Annotated in this window: 14 protein-coding genes; 4 read left to right on the top strand and 10 right to left on the bottom strand. The window is 64.8% G+C overall.

Annotated elements, in window-relative coordinates:
• Positions 1-26 precede the first annotated feature (26 nt).
• From msrB to IEW49_RS02790, 4 genes are all read right to left on the bottom strand, one after another.
• Positions 27-452, bottom strand: coding sequence for a peptide-methionine (R)-S-oxide reductase MsrB (gene msrB / locus IEW49_RS02805; protein WP_188641254.1), 426 nt, complete (start codon positions 450-452; stop codon positions 27-29).
• Between the two features lie 24 nt (positions 453-476).
• Positions 477-956 carry an NfeD family protein gene (locus tag IEW49_RS02800; protein ID WP_188641253.1) on the bottom strand — a complete coding sequence of 160 codons (480 nt, stop codon included), beginning with the start codon at positions 954-956 and terminating at the stop codon, positions 477-479.
• Positions 956-1,942, bottom strand: a complete 987-nt coding sequence (locus IEW49_RS02795) for an SPFH domain-containing protein (RefSeq protein ID WP_188641252.1) — start codon at positions 1,940-1,942, stop codon at positions 956-958. Before IEW49_RS02795 ends, IEW49_RS02800 begins: the two co-directional genes overlap by 1 nt.
• Before the next feature lie 244 nt (positions 1,943-2,186).
• Positions 2,187-3,056, bottom strand: coding sequence for a dienelactone hydrolase family protein (locus IEW49_RS02790; RefSeq protein WP_188641251.1), 870 nt, complete (start codon positions 3,054-3,056; stop codon positions 2,187-2,189).
• Between the two features lie 354 nt (positions 3,057-3,410).
• Between IEW49_RS02790 and IEW49_RS02785 the strand changes: the two genes are divergently transcribed.
• The gene (locus IEW49_RS02785; protein ID WP_188641250.1) at positions 3,411-6,743 is read left to right on the top strand and encodes a TonB-dependent receptor domain-containing protein; all 3,333 of its coding nucleotides are present in this window, start codon (positions 3,411-3,413) and stop codon (positions 6,741-6,743) included.
• 136 nt (positions 6,744-6,879) lie between these two features.
• Here IEW49_RS02785 and IEW49_RS02780 read toward each other — a convergent pair whose 3' ends face one another.
• Positions 6,880-8,292: an alkaline phosphatase PhoX gene (locus IEW49_RS02780; protein WP_188641249.1), complete on the bottom strand. Its 1,413-nt coding sequence runs from the start codon at positions 8,290-8,292 to the stop codon at positions 6,880-6,882.
• Positions 8,293-8,471: 179 nt separating this feature from the next.
• Here IEW49_RS02780 and IEW49_RS02775 point away from each other — a divergent pair, with 179 nt between their 5' ends.
• The gene (locus tag IEW49_RS02775; protein ID WP_188641248.1) at positions 8,472-9,899 is read left to right on the top strand and encodes an aldehyde dehydrogenase family protein; all 1,428 of its coding nucleotides are present in this window, start codon (positions 8,472-8,474) and stop codon (positions 9,897-9,899) included.
• 105 nt (positions 9,900-10,004) lie between these two features.
• The gene (locus IEW49_RS02770; protein ID WP_188641247.1) at positions 10,005-10,712 is read left to right on the top strand and encodes a CPBP family intramembrane glutamic endopeptidase; all 708 of its coding nucleotides are present in this window, start codon (positions 10,005-10,007) and stop codon (positions 10,710-10,712) included.
• Positions 10,713-10,774: 62 nt separating this feature from the next.
• Here IEW49_RS02770 and IEW49_RS02765 read toward each other — a convergent pair whose 3' ends face one another.
• The 4 genes from IEW49_RS02765 to purT form a co-directional block, all read right to left on the bottom strand.
• Positions 10,775-11,476: a VV20781 family protein gene (locus IEW49_RS02765; protein WP_506344881.1), complete on the bottom strand. Its 702-nt coding sequence runs from the start codon at positions 11,474-11,476 to the stop codon at positions 10,775-10,777.
• A 146-nt stretch (positions 11,477-11,622) separates the two neighbouring features.
• Entirely contained in the window at positions 11,623-12,282 is a 660-nt protein-coding gene (locus IEW49_RS02760) for a YceI family protein (RefSeq protein ID WP_188641245.1), read from the bottom strand.
• 75 nt (positions 12,283-12,357) lie between these two features.
• Positions 12,358-13,374, bottom strand: a complete 1,017-nt coding sequence (locus tag IEW49_RS02755) for an NAD(P)H-dependent flavin oxidoreductase (RefSeq protein ID WP_188641244.1) — start codon at positions 13,372-13,374, stop codon at positions 12,358-12,360.
• Positions 13,375-13,414: 40 nt separating this feature from the next.
• Positions 13,415-14,587, bottom strand: a complete 1,173-nt coding sequence (purT, locus tag IEW49_RS02750) for a formate-dependent phosphoribosylglycinamide formyltransferase (RefSeq protein ID WP_188641243.1) — start codon at positions 14,585-14,587, stop codon at positions 13,415-13,417.
• Between the two features lie 110 nt (positions 14,588-14,697).
• Here purT and IEW49_RS02745 point away from each other — a divergent pair, with 110 nt between their 5' ends.
• Positions 14,698-15,675, top strand: coding sequence for a sensor domain-containing diguanylate cyclase (locus IEW49_RS02745; protein ID WP_188643062.1), 978 nt, complete (start codon positions 14,698-14,700; stop codon positions 15,673-15,675).
• A 30-nt stretch (positions 15,676-15,705) separates the two neighbouring features.
• On the opposite strand, the gene IEW49_RS02740 is transcribed toward IEW49_RS02745, so the two are convergent.
• Entirely contained in the window at positions 15,706-16,986 is a 1,281-nt protein-coding gene (locus IEW49_RS02740; protein ID WP_229658052.1) for an aspartate kinase, read from the bottom strand.
• Between the last annotated feature and the right edge of the window lie 22 nt (positions 16,987-17,008).

Here is a 17,008-nt window from a genome sequence, read left to right as displayed (position 1 = left end):
GGAACATGGAATGAATAAGGCCGGGATCAACCGTCCCCCGCAGCGCCTTCGGTGTCCTCGCGAGGCGTGAATTCGAGCGCGGCCGAATTGATGCAATAGCGGTTGCCCTCCGGCCCCGGCCCGTCGGGGAAGACGTGGCCGAGATGGCCCTCGCAGCGCGCGCAGACGACCTCGATCCGCTCCATCCCGTGCGAATTGTCACGATGCGTTTCGACCGCTTCGTCATCCGCGGGCTCGGTGAAGCTCGGCCAGCCCGAGCCGCTCGTATATTTCTCCTCGCTGTCGAACAGCGGCTGGCCGCAGCCGGCGCAGAGATACTGGCCGTCGCCCTTGAAGCCTTCGTACTTACCGGTGAAGGCGCGTTCGGTGCCCTTCTCGCGCAGGATGCGATACTGTTCGGGCGTCAGCGCCTCGCGCCATTCGGAATCGGATTTGACGATCTTGTCGGCCATCGGTCGAAGAACTCCTTTCGGCGTTCAACCTTCGGGCAGCGCGGGTGTTCCGGTATCCTTGGGAGCATCGAGCGGTTCGACCAGCAGGATCGCGCCGTCGCAGCCGGTGATCCGCATCTTCGCACCGACCTCGGCGTCGGGCCCGCGCGCGATCCATTCGCTGTCGCCCTGGTGGACCCGCCCGCTACCGTCCTCGATCGCCTGCGTCACGCGCACGACTTCACCGACGAGCCGGTGGCCGCGCCGGTTCATCAGCGGGTCGGCGCCCACGATCGGGTTGTCGCGGAGCCAGTTGCGCCCGGCGAAGGCGCCGAGGATCGAAAGGATCGCGAAGGTCACGACCTGGATCTCGATCCCCACCGGCGCGGCGAAGGCCAGCCCCGCGGTCAGGATCGCCGCCATCCCGAGCCAGATAAGGTAGACGCCGGGCACCACCATCTCGGCGGTGACCAGCGCGATGCCGACCGCGAGCCAGATCCAGTGCGGTTCGATCCCTTCGAGCATCAGGCGTTCCGGCTATGCGGAACCGTGACGCGGCTGCGCGGCTTGCTTTCGGGGATCGGCGTCGTGACGTCGCCGTCCTTGTGCTCGCCCAGCGCCTCGCGCGCCAGCTCGCCGATCCCGCCGAGCGTGCCGATGAGATTGGTCGCTTCGACCGGGAACAGGATGGTCTTGGCATTGGGACTGGTCGCGAACTTGCCGATCGCCTTGGTGTATTCCTGCGCCACGAAGTAATTGATCGCCTGCACCCCGCTTTCGGCGATGGCTTCGGAAACGGCGCGGGTCGCGGCGGCCTCGGCCTCGGCCTCGCGTTCGCGCGCCTCGGCGTTGCGGAAGGCCGATTCCTTCTTGCCCTCGGCCTGGAGGATCGCGCTCTGCTTCTCGCCCTCGGCGCGCAGGATGCGGCTCTGGCGGTCGCCCTCGGCCTCGAGTATCTCGGCGCGCTTGAGGCGCTCGGCCTTCATCTGCCGCGCCATCGCCTCGGAAATGTCCAAGGGCGGGCGGATATCCTTGATCTCGACGCGGGTGATCTTGATCCCCCAGGGCGAGGTCGCGTGATCGACCACCGAAAGCAGGCGCGCGTTGATATCGTCGCGTTTCGACAGCGTCTCGTCGAGATCCATCGAGCCCATCACGGTGCGCAGGTTCGTGGTCGTCAACGCAAGGATCGCATTGTGCAGGCCTGAAACCTCGTAAGCCGCCTTGCCCGCGTCGAGCACCTGGAAGAACACCACCGCGTCGACCCCGACCATCGCGTTGTCCTTGGTGATGATCTCCTGCCCCGGGATGTCGAGCACCTGCTCCATCATGTTGATCTTGTGACCGACGCGATCGATGAACGGGATGATCAGGTGCAGACCCGGTTCGGCGGGGAGCGTGTACTTGCCCAGCCGTTCGATCGTATAGACATAGCCCTGTTTCACCACGCGCACGCCCATGAAAAGGAACGCGGCGACCAGCACCAAGATCAGACCAAGCACGAATTGCATTTCAACCTCCCATTGCAGGAGGCGATGTTAGCACCCGGGCAGGCGGGGGCAAGCGGAAGCGACAGGCGTGGACCACCGATCCCGGGGTTTTGCAAAACGGGCGCGCGCGCGAATATGGCGTTTTTCCAGATCCTTGGCGCGCAATCGGGGCGGAGGAATGTGACCTTCCGGGCGGGCACGGCAAAGGGACGGAGACTCCTGGTCATCCGCCCCTTCTATTCGATCACCCGCGAGTAGGAAAAAGCTACAGCGCGCCCGCGTAGAGCGAGATCAGGTCGGCGTAGGCGCGTTCGGCGGCTTCGCGGGCGTAGCTCGGGCTGTCGGGCACGGTCCAGCCGTGATCGCCGGCATAGACGTCGACTTCAGCCGGGCGTCCGGCAGCCTGCGCCGCATTGGCGATGATGCGCTCCTCGTCGGGCGCTTCCTCGGCATCGTCCTGCGCGATCGCTATCAGGTAGCTCGCCTGCGCATCGTCGAAAGTGTTGTGGGGGCTCATCGGATCGCCTTCGCGCACCAGGCCGCCGCCGTGGAAGCTCGCTGCCGCACGCACGCGCGATGGAACCGCCGCTGCGGTCCACACGGCGAACGGACCGCCCATGCAGTAGCCCTGCGTGCCGACCCCGGCGGAGGAATCGACGCCATCCTGCCGGTCGAGCCACGCGATCACCGCGCGCGCGTCCGCCATGATAGCCTCGGCATCGAGTTTCTGCCGCCACGGCCGGACCTTCTGGAACCCGCCATCGGCGGCGAAACTCGCAAAATCGGCAAACTGGTTCGCGGTGACGTCGCGATAATAGGGATTGGCGACGAGCACCGCATAACCTTCGCCCGCCAGACGCCGCGCCATCTGGCGCTTGCTTTCGCGGATTCCGGCGATGTCGGGCCAGAACAGGACCGCGGGGCTATCGGTCCCGACGGGGCGGACGAAGAAGGCGTCCATCATCCCGGCCCCGGTCGGGATCGACACCATACTCTCGGTCAACGCGCCGGTTCCGCCCATCGTGGTGCAGCCGGCGAGCGAGCCGACAGCCGCGCTCGCGCCGGCTGCGAGTCCGAACTGCCGCCGCGATACCATCGCCTTCGCCCAGTTCTCGACCTGCTTTTCATTGCACATGATTCCACTCCCGGTTGTTCGCCTCCTGCGACCAACGCTGCCGAAGCCATTTGGGTCCATCGGCGCACGCCACTATCCGATCATAACGTTCGGGAGCCTCGCGATGTTACCCAAAGTAATATTCAAATGAAGATTGGTGTTATCGAAGAATATAAATACGCGAAAACTGTGTCTTAATTTCTACATCTTTCAACATTTAGAAATTTCGCGATAGAAAGCGATTGCCGCTGAATGCGAGTCCCGTCATAAATGATGTTGCCGGGAGGCGGGGCACAAATCCCAAGTCCGCAATACGGCAAATAGGGATCAGGTAGTCTGGCGCTTAGTCCGGCTGCCTTTTGGGATTTAGAGACCATGAATTTCATTTCCAAAAGCGCGCTTCGCGCGACCACCAGTGCTGCCTGTCTTACATTCGCCGCCCTTTCGTCGTTCGCCGTCGCGACGCCCGCGCTCGCGCAGGACGCCGAAGACGCGTGCGACCCCGAGATCGACGCGGATTGCCCCGAGGTGACCAATGCCGATGGCACCGAAGCCACCGGCAACACCGTCGTCATCACCGGTTCGCGCATCGCGCGTCCCAACCTCGAATCGACCAACCCGATCGCGACCGTGACCGGTCAGGATCTCACCGAACGCGGCACGCCCAATGTCGGTGATGCGCTGGCCGAACTGCCGGCGCTGGGTTCGACCTTCACCCAGGCCAACTCGACCCGCTTCATCGGTACGGCGGGCATCAACCGGCTCGACCTCCGCAATCTGGGCACCAGCCGCACGCTGGTGCTGGTCAATGGCCGCCGTCACGTGACGTCGTCGCCGGGCACCTACGACGTCGATACCAACACCATTCCCAACGAACTGCTCGAAAGCGTGGACGTCGTGACCGGCGGCAACTCGGCCGTTTACGGTTCGGACGCCATCGCGGGGGTCGTCAACTTCAAGCTGCGGCGTGATTTCGACGGCATTCGTCTGCGCGGCCAGAGCGGCATTTCCGACGAGGGCGATGCCGCCACCTACTCGGGCAGCTTCACCATCGGCAAGAACCTGTTCGAAAACAGGATCAACGTGGCCTTCGCCGCGGAATACGATCACTCCGATCAGTTGCTGATGAGCCAGCGCGACGACTTCACCGGTGCGCTTACCGGCTTCCCGAACTTCACCACGACCGAGCCGGTTTCGACCTACAACCCGCTGACCCGTACCACCACGGCGACGCCCGACCGCAACAACAACGGCGTGCCCAACACGACGCTGGTCGACGGCCTGCGCTTCGTGCAGCTCAACGGCAACGGGATGCTGCAGACGACCTGTACCTTCCTCACCAATGCCCAGTACGATGCATTGAGCCCCGCCGCGCGCGCGCGTCACGACAACCGCCTGATCAACTCCTGTGCGGCGACCGCGCTCGATTCCTCGGGTCGCCGGGTGCCGACCAGCTTCAGCCCCACGGGCGGCGCCTTGCAGCACTACTGGTCGTTCAACGATGCGGGCACCGAGCTCGTTCGCAGCGTCCCGACCGCGGATCTTCGTCCCCTCGGTGGCGGGGTCATCGGCGGCCTGGGTTCGACCGGGCTCGAAGAGGCGCAGCTGCGTCCGGAACTTGATCGCTATGCTTTCAACTTCCTGCTCAGCGGCGATTTCAGCGCGGCATTCCAGCCCTTCCTCGAAGCGAAGTACGTCCGGATCGACTCTCAGCAGACCTCGACCCAGCCGACCTTTGCGACCGGCGGCACCCTCAGCAACACCTTCCGTCTCGACAACGCCTTCCTGACGCCCAAGGCGCGCCAGCAGATCATCGCGATCAACGGGCTCGATCCGAACTCCGCGGCCGTGCTCAACGGTTCGCAGACGTTCCAGTCGTCGCGCTTCAATTACGACCTCGGGACGCGTTCGGAAGACCACCAGCGTGAAACCTACCGCATCGTCGCAGGTGTCGGTGGCCAGCTGAGCGATACCGGCGACCTGCGCTATGAAGTCGCGCTCAACTACGGCCGCACCGAGACCTACTACGAAACCGGCGGCAACGTGAATATCGGGAATTACAACCGGGCGATCGACGCCGTTCGCCTGGCCAACGGAGACATCGTCTGCCGTGTGAATGCCGATACGAGCACCACCAACGACGATCCCAACTGCGTCGCGCTCAACGTGTTCGGTTTCGGCACCGCATCGCAGGCTGCGAAGGACTACGTGCTGGCGACGTCGAGCCGTGAGCAGTGGGCCGAACAGTATAACGCCACGGCGTTCATCTCGGGCAATACCGAGGCCTTCCTCAACCTTCCCGGTGGCCCGGTCGGCTTTGCGTTCGGTGCCGAATACCGTCGTGAAGACGCGTTCTCGGGGTTCGATGAATTCACCCGCAGCGGCCAGAGCTTCCTCAACGCGATCGGGGCTTTCGATCCGCCCGCGCAGGAGATCAAGGAGCTGTTCGGAGAGCTGTACCTTCCGCTTCTCGCCGACGTCCCGTTCGTCAATGAACTGACGATCGAAGGCGCTGCGCGTGTCTCGGATTACAGCACCGCCGAAGATCCGGTCTACGCGTACAACGCCGGCCTGATCTACTCGCCGACCCCCGGTCTGCGTCTGCGGGCCAGCTATGCTCGCGCGGTTCGGGCCCCGAATATCGGCGACCTGTTCTCGACCCAGTCGGAAACCTTCCTCAACGGCCTGGTCGATCCGTGCTCGCAGCAGGCGATCATCGACAGCGGCAACCCCAATCGCGCGGCACGCTGTGCGGAAGCGGGGATCCCGACGACGATCGTGGTCAACGGCGAGACCCGTCCGTGGGTCAACACCTCGCAGTCGGGTATCTCCGGTTTCAACCAGGGCAACGCCGACCTCCTTCCCGAAACCAGCGACAGCTGGACCTTCGGCGGTGTGTTCGAGCCCACCTTCCTGCGAGGCCTCTCGTTCTCGGTCGACTACTACGACATCAAGGTCAGCAACGTGATCTCGGGGATCGGTTCCCAAGGCGTCATCAATCGCTGCTATGACGATCCGGTGAGCCTCGACAATCCGTTCTGTGCGGCGGTTTTCCGTCGCCGGACGAGCGATCCGCTCACCGACTTCAGCTTCGATGGCCAGACCAGCCGTACCTACGCTGGCCTGAACCCGATCACGATCCCGAAGCTCGGCCCGTCGTTCATCGATCAGCCTTTCAACTACGCCAAGCTGAAGGCTCGCGGGATCGACTTCGAACTGGCCTACATCGGCAACATCGCCGATGGCGTGCGGCTGAACACCCGCCTTCTGGCGACGCGCAATCTGGAGCGGACGGACTTCACGTTCATCGCTGCTCCCGAGCAGTCGACCCGCCAGCACGGTGTGCTTGGTCTGCCGGAATTCGCGGTCAGCGCATTCACCAACATCGATTTCGGTGAATTCGACTTGAGCTACAACGCCCGCTTCCTTAGCGCCATGGCGGTCAATTCGTGGGAAACCCAGTTTACCCACCAGGGCCGTGGGCCGACCAACCCGGATGCGACCCCGTTCGCGAAGTATCCGGAAGTGCTGTACCACAACCTGCGCTTCGGCTTCGAACCCGAAGGCACCGACTTCCGCTTCTATGCCGGCGTGGACAACGTGCTCGACCAGATGCCGTTCCTGCCGCTCGACGGACGCGGTGCAGGCAGCGGTATCTACCCGATCACGGGTCGGTACTTCTACGCCGGCGCTCGGATCGCATTCTAGTTCGCGAGACGATCCGGTCGCGCAATCCAGCGCGACCGGCCAACCTGAAAACGCGCTTCCAGTCCCTTTGGGCGCGTTCATCGAAGAGGCAGGGAGTCCTCCATCTCCCTGCCTCTTTTTTTGCCTGCCGTAATCGTCAGCCTCCGCGCAGCTGCTCCCACGGGCCGGAGATGGCGTAGGTGAAACCCGGCTCCTGCACGTTGACGAACAGCGTCGCGCCGTCGGGCGAGAAGCAGGCGCCGCAGAACTCGGCCTTGCCCTCATGCGCGTTGCGCGCGAGGTCGTAGATCGTGCCGCCCGGCGTCAGCGCGCGCAGATAATTGTCGCCGCGCCCGTCCTCGCACAGGATCAGATCGCCCCAAGGCGCAACCGCGAGGTTGTCGCACAGGTCGAGCGTATCGGGCCCAGGACTTTCATAGACCAATGTGAGCGTGCCGGACTGCTCGTCGGCCGTGCCCTCGCCGCGGCCTGGGGCGTAGCTCCAGACCTGTCCGGTACCGAAATAGCCGCCCTGCGTGCAGTTGAAATAATGCTCGGCCGCACCGTTTGCGTGGCGCCCGTAGGCGAGCCCTTCCCCGCGCGAGAACAGCGCCGCGCCCGCCGCGAAGCCGCGCGCGGCGAGGTCGGCTGCGGGCGATTCGACGTCGTCCATGTCGATCCAGCGAACCGCCATGCGTGTTCCCACCGGCACCTTGCGCGCGGTGTCGAGACTCCAGTCGAGCGGCCAGTTGCGGGTGTCCGCGCTGTCCCAATCGACGATCGCGAGCGCCTGTAGTTTCCCGCCCGCGTGCAGCTTGCCGCGCACGTTCGGGATAAAGCGGTAGAACAGCCCGGTATGGCTGTCCTCGGTCAGGTAGACGATCCCGGTATCGGGATCGACCGAAGCGGCTTCGTGGGCGAAGCGACCCATCGCCGTCAGCGGCACCGGATCGACCAGACCGTTCGCATCGGCGGGCACCTCGTAGACGAAGCCGTGGAGCTTCTCGGCGCGCTCCTCGCCCGGTTTGAGCATCTGTTCCTCGCAGGTCAGCCAGCTACCCCACGGGGTCGCCCCGCCCGCGCAATTGCCGACCGTGCCGATCAGCGAGAGGTAATCGCGTTCGACCGCACCGCTCGCCGCGTCGAGCACGAGATTGGTGGTTCCGCCATGGAACGGCAGCGGCCCGCCTCGCGGGTCGTAGACCTTGCTCGCGTCGAGTTGTCCGATCAGCGCATCGCCCTCGCCCCACGGGCGGCCGTGATCGATGCTGGCAAAAATCTCGTGATTGCGGACCAAGACCAGCTTCCCGGCCTCGGTCGGATGCGCGAAACAGGCCATCCCGTCGGGCCGTCCGGGGGTGGTGAACCCGTCGGTCATCGGCTTGCCCGTCTCGGTCAGCAGGCGATAGGAAAAGCCCTCGGGCAGGTCGAGCCGCCGCTCCGGATCAGGGACCAGCGGCAGCCCGTCATTGGCGCTGCGCGCCCGGGCGAGGTTGCCCCCACCCAGTGCCGCGAATGCAAGTCCGGCGGCGGCCCCGCCCTGCAATACCCGTCGACGATCGAAGTCCATGATCCATCTCCCTTCCTCGTCCGCAAGTGTGCGGCGACATCGCTGATCCCGCAAGGCGCACTCCATGAGCGACGCGGCGACGCGGACGAGCGTCGGCTTAAGCGCGCGATTAAATCGGGCCGTGACTCGCCCCCCGTCGCTCCGCTATCAGGCGCGCAAAGCCGACAGGAGAATGAGCGATGCCGACCGATTATGCGAACCTCGTCGATGGCGAGATGATTACCACCGAAAGCTGGGTCGACGTGGTCAACCCGGCGACCGAAGAGGTGATCGGTCGCGTGCCCGCCTGCGGCAAGGAAGAGCTCGACCGCGCGGTCGCCGCCGCGCGCAAGGCGTTCAATTCGTGGCGCAAGACGTCGATGGAGGAACGCCGCGAAGTGGTCCTCAAGATCTCGGAGACGATCAAGGACAATCTCGACGAGCTGAAGCGCCTGCTCACCAGCGAACAGGGCAAGCCGCACCACCAGGCCAAGGGCGAACTCCTCGGCGCGGCGGGCATGGCCAAGGCCCAGAGCACGCTCTCGCTCGACGAGGAGGTGACCGAAGATTCGGACAAGCGCCTGTCGCGCACCCGCCGCGTACCGGTGGGTGTGGTCGGCGGGATCGTGCCGTGGAACTTCCCGGTCAGCATGGCGGTGCAGAAGATCGTCCCGGCGCTGCTTTCGGGCTGCACCATCGTGCTGAAGCCCTCGCCCTTCACCCCGCTCGCCACGCTGCGGCTGGCAGAGCTGATCAAGGACGTTGTTCCCGCGGGAACGGTCAACATCATCACCGGGCACGACGAGCTCGGCCCGCTGATCACCGAGCACCCCGATATCGACAAGATCACCTTCACCGGCTCGACCGCGACGGGGAAGAAGATCATGGAAGGCGCGTCGAAGGATTTGAAGCGCATCACGCTCGAACTCGGCGGCAACGACGCCTCGATCGTTCTGCCCGACGTCGATGTCGAGAAGGTCGCCGAACAGCTGTTCTGGTCGAGCTTCATGAATGCGGGCCAAGTCTGCATCGCCGCCAAGCGGGTCTATATCCACGAGGATATCTACGACGCCCTGTCGCAGGCGATCGCCGACTTCGCGAAGACGGTGAAGGTCGGCGACGGCGCGCAGCAGGGCACCGCCGTGGGGCCGATCCAGAACAAGAAGCAGTATGAGCGCGTGCTCGAGCTGATCCAGGATGCGAAGGACAATGGCTACAAGTTCCTCGTCGGTGGCGAGGAAGGCGACCCGACCGGCTCGGGCTACTATGTCCCGATCACGATCCTCGACAATCCACCCGAGGACGCGCGGATCGTCGCCGAAGAACAATTCGGCCCGGTGATGCCACTGATGAAGTTTGCGACCGAGGACGAGGCGATCGCGCGGGCCAATGCCAGCGAATACGGCCTCGCCGGCGCGGTCTGGACGAAGGACGCCGACAAGGGCGTGGCGATCGCCGAACAGCTCGAGACCGGCACCGTGTGGGTCAACGAGTTCATGCAGCTTTCGCCTTTCTCCCCGTTCGGCGGACACAAGCAATCGGGCTTCGGCGCCGAATACGGCAAGGAAGGCCTGCTCGAATTCACCTATCCGCAGGTGATCACGGTCAGGCGCGACGCGGCGGTCTAGGACCCGGCGCGCGAGGCTCACTTATCGAATTTCAATATTATCGTTGATCGATAAAGACTAGGTGTGTTAAGCGACTGCAACACTCATGTTGCAGGAGACCTTTCCATGTCGATCCAATCCGGGCGCGGGCGCACGCTGGCAATCTATTTCGCCACGATCGTGCTCGGCTATGCGCTGTTCATCGCGCCCAACCTCTATTTTGGCATCTTCAAGCCGAATAGCGGACTGACCGGCGAGAACATGGCGTGGATCGGACTGTTCCAGCTGGTGACGGTGACAGCTCTCGTCTGGGGCGCGCTGCGCCTGCTCGGCACCGGGTTTCGCGAAATCGGCTGGGACTGGTCGCACTGGAAGCGCGACGCCTTGCTCGGCGCCGCACTGGGCGGGGCCTGGGCACTCGTCGAGATGCTGCTGGTCTATCCTTCGCAAGGCGGTGCGGAGCATCCGCACATCGCCGAGATCATCGCCCAGATCGGCGGCAGGCCCGAGGCCATGTTGGGTTACCTCGTGCTCGGCGTGCTGGGCGGCGGCGTGACAGAGGAAATCTTCAACCGCGGATTCACGATCAACGTCCTGCGGACTGCCTTCGCCGATCGCCGCGTCGGTCTCTACGTCGCGGCGTCCTTCTCGATCGTCGCGTTCATGGTCGGCCATCTCCCGCGCGACGGATTCGACTGGATCGTGATCTTTATTCCAACGCTGATCTACACGGTGCTGTTCGTCCGCACCGGCAGGCTCACCGCGCCGATTCTCGCGCATGGCGTGCACAACGCGCTGGTGCTCGCAATCGTCTGGTTCGCCTATGCCGGTTGATGGGTTCCCGGAGTCATCGGTTTGCGAGGAAGGGGCGACATTGCTGCCGCCCCTCCACCAGTTCATTCGACCACGGCGGGATCCCAGAAGGTCGCCAGCGCGGTTGCTGCGACCGTCATCGCGCGGCGGCGATCGAGGTCGGTGCCGTAGGGCACGATCAGCACCGGACGGCCATTGAGCTCGAGCGCACCAATCGCCCTGCCGTCCTGCTCGAACACGTAGCCGATGGGGTCTTCGACCGGCAGCGCACCGCCCTCGACCTCATGCACCGAGCGGAACTGCACGATCTGGCCTGCGAGGCCGATCTCGCCGCGCCGGGCGTTGCGGGTCAGGATATCGGCCCCGAACTTGCGCGATTCCTGCAGTTCGAACCGAGCGGGAATCGGCTCACCCTCGGCGTAGAAATCGCACCGCAGCGCCATACGCCCGGGCTTGAACTCGGTATCACCGAGCGTGAGCGCTCGCTCGCGTACATCGCATTCGGCCTCGATCGTGCTCGAAATTCCGGGGCCCTCGATCTCGAAATCGGCCTGCCCCTTGGAGCTCTTGAACAGGCCGGCAATCGACAACCGGTCGAGCTGGCGACGATAACTGCCGCGATACTCGCCGACGGCGAAGGTACCGCTTCGCCATCCGCTCATCTCCATGAACGGCTGGCGCTCGGCCTCGGCGGCAAGGTTTCCGGGCAGGCGCATCTGCGCCGCGGGAAAGGTGGAACAGGCCGCTGTCAGAAACAGCGGGGCCAAAAGTGCGAATCTCCTCATCGTCTTTGCTTTCAGAAGTGGGTCGGAGATTCAGATAAGCGCCGCTGAAGATGAACCGCCGCGTAACGGTGACCTAGTTAGGCAACACAGTCTGCGGAACATGCTCCTGCATCGACCGGCGCCATCTCTTGCGCCCGGTGCCGCGTCTACTGCTTTTCGAACGCGACGCTGATCGTTAGCCCCACTTCGTCTCCGACCAGCGGGATCGCATAGTCGATCCCGAAGTCCGAGCGGTTGATCGAAAATTCGCCTTCGAAGCCAATCGTCTCGACTTGGCTGCGCGGGTTTTTCCCGGCCCCGGTGAACTTCGCCTCGATCACGACCGGGTTGGTGCGCCCATTGAGTGTAAGGTTTCCGCTGACCAGCGCCTTGGTACCGTTACCGTAGATCGTCACCCCGTCTGAAACGAAGCGCGCGGGCGCGGGCTCGGGGCCGAAGAAATCGGGATCGCCGCCATCGCTGCCCGGACGCAGCAAATGGTCGCGCAGCCCCTTGCTGACCACCGAGACGCTGGTGATCGGCAGGGTCACGTCGACCTGCGCCGCTTCAGGATCGGCGGGGTCGATCGTCAGCGTACCCTCGGCATCGCCGAAGGTGCCGAAATAATCGTTGAACCCGAAATGGTCGACGCGCCAGCCGACCAGCGTGTGCGCCGGATCGGTCGCATATGTGCCTGCCGTCACCCGCGCGACATCCATCGCCCCGGGAGTCTGGGGCGCAGCATGGTTGTCGGCAAGGACCGGCGCGGCGGCGAGCGCGCCAATGGTGGTGAGCGAAAGGATGGCCGTTAGGGTGGCGGGGCGCATGGCAAAGTCTCCGGCTGGCAGGAAGGGTCGCGACCGCGATACCAACGCATGCTTGCCGTGAGCCGTTCCCCGCGCCTAGCGCCGGGTCAGCGCCTCTTCGCTCTGCGCCATCAGCTTCTGGATGATGTCGGCGACGGGTTCCTCTTCCTTGAGCATGCCGACCGACTGTCCCGCCATCAGCGAACCATTCTCGACATCGCCGTCGATTACCGCGCGGCGCAGCGCACCTGCCCAGTAGTGCTCGATCTGCAGCTGCGCTTCGTTCATCGCGATCTCCTCGCGATCGAGGCTGCCAGCGACCTCGCGTTGCTTGGCGGTGAATTCCTCGGTGCCCTTGTTCTTCAAGGCGCGCACCGGGATCACCGGCAGGCGCGGATCGACCTGCACACTGGCGATCGCGTCACGCGCATTGGCGCGGAAGAAGGCCTTCTTGAAGTTCTCGTGCGCGATCGATTCCTTCGCGCAGGCGAAGCGCGTGCCGAGCTGCACGCCGACCGCGCCCATTTCGAGATATCCGGCGATCGCCTGTCCGCGGCCGATGCCGCCTGCGACGAAGACGAGGTGATCGTCGGCCAGTTCGGGAAGGAATTCCTGCGCCAGCACGCTGGTCGAGACCGGGCCGATATGGCCGCCCGCTTCCATCCCCTCGATCACCAGCGCATCGCCGCCGCTGCGGAGCAGCTTCTTCGCCAGCGCAAGGGTCGGGGCGAAGACGATCACCTTGGCCGGGTTCTTGCCGCCCTTGATCGCCTCGACGCTGCCCTTGGGCGGGATCCCGCCCGCGAGTACGACATGGCTCACCGCGTGTTTCTCGCACACCGCGATCAGGTCGAACAGGTCGGGGTGCATGGTGATCAAATTGACGCCGAACGGCTTGTCGGTGAGCGCCCTCGTCGCCGCGATCTCCTGGTCGAGCAGTTCGGGCGTCATCGCCCCGCAGGCAATCACGCCGAAGCCGCCGGCATTGCTGATCGCCGAGACGAGGTTGCGCTCCGACACCCAGCTCATCGCGCCGCACAGGATCGCGTAATCGGAACCGAGAAACTCGCGGCCGCGCTCCATCAGGCGCAGCGTCTTGGAATATTCGCTCATGGCGCGGCGGCTTATCCGCGCGAGCGGGACGCGGCAAGCGTCAGTCGTAGTGGAGCGTCACCTTGCCCGCGGCGGCGACCGCGCTCGCGCGGGCCTCGTCGGTCGAACCCCCGGTCGCCAGCGCAACGCCCATCCGGCGCCAGGGGCGGGTGACGGGCTTGCCGAAGATGCGGATGTCGGCGCCGTCGGCCATCGCCTCGGCGAGGCCCGCATAGGACACGTGCTCGCTCTCGCGATCGGCGAGGATCACTGCGCTCGCGGCGGGGCGCGCGCGGATCTGCTCGGGCACCGGGAGCCCCATGATCGCGCGGGCGTGGAGATCGAATTCGGACAGGTTCTGGCTAACCAGGGTGACCATCCCGGTATCGTGCGGTCGCGGGCTCAGTTCGGAGAAGATCACCTCATCGCGCCCCTCGTCATCGCGCGCGACGAAAAATTCCACTCCGAAGATCCCGTATCCGCCGAGCGCCTCGACCACGGTCTTCGCCATCGCCTGCGCTTCGGCGATCGCGGCGTCGCTCATCGCGGCCGGCTGCCAGCTTTCGCGATAGTCGCCACGCTCCTGCCGGTGGCCGATCGGCAAGCAGAACGACACCCCACCCTTGTGCGCCACGGTCAGCAGCGTGATCTCGTATTCGAAGTCGACGAACTGCTCGACGATCACCCGCGCCCGGTCGCCGCGCATGTTGTCTACCGCATAGCGCCACGCCGTTTCGAGCCCGGCCGCGTCCTGCACCGTGCTCTGCCCCTTGCCCGAGGACGACATCACCGGCTTGATCACGCATGGGAAGCCGGTCTTGTCCGCCGCCGCCTGCACCTGTTCGAAACTCTCGGCATAATCGTAGGTCGAGGTCCGCACGCCAAGCTCGCGCGCGGCGAGGTCGCGGATCCCGTCGCGATTCATCGTCAATTGCGCGGCCTTGGCCGAGGGGACGATATGGACGCCCTCGCCTTCGAGTTTCGCCAGCACCTCGGTGCGGATCGCCTCGACCTCGGGCACGACGTGATCGGGCTTGTGCCGCGCGATCACTTCCTCCAGCCGCGGGCCGTCGAGCATCGAGAACACCTCGCGCGCGTCCGCGACCTGCATCGCCGGCGCGTGGTCGTAGCTGTCGCAGGCGATCACATAGGCGCCGAGCCGCTTGGCCGAGATCACGAATTCGCGTCCCAGTTCGCCCGAACCGAGCAACAGGATTTTGGTGGTGAATGACATGCGAGTCCCTAACTGGCAGCGCGAATGGTAGACTGGCGGGATGCAGTTGTTGAGGCTTCGCCGCAAGCCTATATCGGGCTGGATATTCCGCCCCCTACCGGAGACGTAGCATCGATATCATCCAGGCCGGAGAGGACGCACGGCTTGCCGCCCTGGCCAGCTACGATATCCTCGATACCCCGATCGAGGGTCCGTATGAGCGGATCGTTCGACTGGTGCAAAAGCTGCTCGACGTGCCGATCGCGACCGTCACGCTGGTCGACAAGGACCGCCAGTGGTTCAAGGCACGGCGCGGGCTCGATCTAGACGAGACCGATCGCGACATTTCGGTCTGCGACCTCACGATCCGCGCGACCGAGCCGCTCGAAATCGAGGATTTGCGCGAAGACGAGCGGTTTCGCGATTCCCCGCTGATCGACGGCGATCCGCCGATACTGAGCTATCTCGGCATCCCGCTCGTCAATTCCGACGGCTACGGCCTCGGGGCGCTGTGCGCGATGGATTCGGTGCCGCGCAAACATTCGCCCGCGCATATCGCGATCCTGTCCGACCTCGCCGAACTGGTGCTCGAACTGCTCGAGATGCGGCGCATTTCGCGCACCGATTTCCTCACCGGAGCGATGACTCGGCGCGAATTCCGGACCCGGCTCGAGCGGCGGATGGCGGGTTACAACCGTCATGGCCGCGACTGCGCGATCGTGTTGTTCGACGTCGACCATTTCAAGCAGATCAACGACACCTACGGCCACGGCGCGGGCGACGAAGTGCTCAAAGCCGTGGTGTCCGAATGTAGCGGGCACCTGCGCGGCGAAGACATCATCGCGCGGCTAGGCGGAGAGGAATTCTGCCTCCTGCTCCCTGAGACCGACGCGGATGAAGCCGCGCTCGCGGCGGACCGATTCCGCAGGCTGGTCTCGCAGATCGCAATTCCCGGCCTGCCCGACGTCGCCATTACCGCGAGTTTCGGGGTGGCACCGCTGCTGGGCGCCTATGAGAGCCCCGAAGACTGGGTCCACGCCGCCGACCGCGCGCTCTATCGCGCCAAGGAATCGGGCCGCAATCGTTGCTGCGTCGCAAGCGTGGACTGAAAAGGCGATACGCTCGGGCGCCGAATGCGCTCAGGCGTCCTCGTCGCTCGCATCGAGCCCGTAGGCGGTGTGAAGCACGCGCACCGCAAGCTCGGTCTCGTCCTCGTCGATCATCACGCTGACCTTGATCTCGCTGGTCGAGATCGCCTGGATGTTGATCCCGCGCTCGGCGAGGCTGCGGAACATGTCCGCCGCGACGCCGGCATGGCTCTTCATCCCCACCCCCACGACCGAGATCTTGGCGATCCGGTTGTCGGTGATGATGCGGTTGTAGCCGATGTCGTCGCGCTTCGATTCGAGAATCGCCTGCGCGCGCGGCAGATCGTTCTGCGGTACGGTGAAGGTGACGTCGGTCTCGCCCTTGTCGCGGCCGACATTCTGGATGATCATGTCGACATTGATCGATGCCTCGGCCAGCGGAGCGAAGATATGCGCGACCGCGCCGGGCTTGTCCGGCACGCGGGTGAGGATGATCTTGGCCTCGTTCTTGTCGTGCGCGATGCCGGTGACGACTTGCCGTTCCATGCCGTGGGCCTTCCTGATCTCTTCCATTTCACTGTCGTCGACGATGAGCGTGCCGGGCAGCTCGTCCGCCGGGGTCGCATCGTCGTCGATGAAGCTCGAGAGGACCTGCACCCGCACGCCCTCCTTCATCGCCAGCCCGACCGAGCGGGTCTGGAGCACCTTGGCCCCGACGCTCGCGAGTTCGAGCATTTCCTCGTAGGTCACCGCCTTCAGCTTGCGCGCCTTGGCGACGATCCGCGGATCGGTGGTGTAAACCCCGTCGACATCGGTGTAGATGTCGCAGCGCTGCGCACCGATCGCCGCCGCTATCGCGACCGCGGTCGTGTCCGATCCGCCCCGCCCCATCGTGGTGACGCGGCCTTCCTCGGACACGCCCTGGAAGCCGGGGATCACCGCTATCTCGCCCGCCGCCATCGAGGCGTTCAACCCCTCGACGTCGAGGCTGTCGATCTTGGCGTTCGAATAACTGTCGAAAGTGCGGATCGGCAATTGCCAGCCGAGCCAGCTGCGCGCCTCGCAGCCGAGCGCACGCAGCGTCAGCGCGAGCAGGCCTGCGGTGACCTGTTCGCCGCTCGACACCACCACGTCGTATTCGGCCGGGTCGAACACGGGGTTGGCCTCACGGCAGAAATTGACCAGCCGGTCGGTCTCGCCCGCCATCGCCGAGACCACGACCGCGACCTCGTGGCCCGCAGCCTGCTGGCGGCGCACGATATTGGCGACGCGGCGCACGCGCTCGGTCCCCGCCATCGAGGTGCCGCCGAATTTCATCACGATACGCGCCAAGGCGGGTTTCCTTGCTGGTGCC

Origin of the sequence: Pseudoblastomonas marina (assembly GCF_014641655.1) — a bacterium.
GTDB classification, from domain to species: domain Bacteria; phylum Pseudomonadota; class Alphaproteobacteria; order Sphingomonadales; family Sphingomonadaceae; genus Alteriqipengyuania_A; species Alteriqipengyuania_A marina.
This window is presented reverse-complemented; position numbering and strand designations above follow the sequence as displayed.

What these genes read in the sequence shown, in the direction of transcription:
- IEW49_RS02785 (WP_188641250.1), top strand. Translation starts at nt 3,411, where the DNA reads ATGAATTTCATTTCCAAAAGCGCGCTTCGCGCGACCACCAGTGCTGCC.
- IEW49_RS02775 (WP_188641248.1), top strand. Translation starts at nt 8,472, where the DNA reads ATGCCGACCGATTATGCGAACCTCGTCGATGGCGAGATGATTACCACC.
- IEW49_RS02760 (WP_188641245.1), bottom strand. Translation starts at nt 12,282, where the DNA reads ATGCGCCCCGCCACCCTAACGGCCATCCTTTCGCTCACCACCATTGGC.
- IEW49_RS02795 (WP_188641252.1), bottom strand. Translation starts at nt 1,942, where the DNA reads ATGCAATTCGTGCTTGGTCTGATCTTGGTGCTGGTCGCCGCGTTCCTT.
- IEW49_RS02790 (WP_188641251.1), bottom strand. Translation starts at nt 3,056, where the DNA reads ATGTGCAATGAAAAGCAGGTCGAGAACTGGGCGAAGGCGATGGTATCG.
- IEW49_RS02765 (WP_506344881.1), bottom strand. Translation starts at nt 11,476, where the DNA reads ATGAGGAGATTCGCACTTTTGGCCCCGCTGTTTCTGACAGCGGCCTGT.
- IEW49_RS02755 (WP_188641244.1), bottom strand. Translation starts at nt 13,374, where the DNA reads ATGAGCGAATATTCCAAGACGCTGCGCCTGATGGAGCGCGGCCGCGAG.
- IEW49_RS02800 (WP_188641253.1), bottom strand. Translation starts at nt 956, where the DNA reads ATGCTCGAAGGGATCGAACCGCACTGGATCTGGCTCGCGGTCGGCATC.
- purT (WP_188641243.1), bottom strand. Translation starts at nt 14,587, where the DNA reads ATGTCATTCACCACCAAAATCCTGTTGCTCGGTTCGGGCGAACTGGGA.
- msrB (WP_188641254.1), bottom strand. Translation starts at nt 452, where the DNA reads ATGGCCGACAAGATCGTCAAATCCGATTCCGAATGGCGCGAGGCGCTG.
- IEW49_RS02770 (WP_188641247.1), top strand. Translation starts at nt 10,005, where the DNA reads ATGTCGATCCAATCCGGGCGCGGGCGCACGCTGGCAATCTATTTCGCC.
- IEW49_RS02780 (WP_188641249.1), bottom strand. Translation starts at nt 8,292, where the DNA reads ATGGACTTCGATCGTCGACGGGTATTGCAGGGCGGGGCCGCCGCCGGA.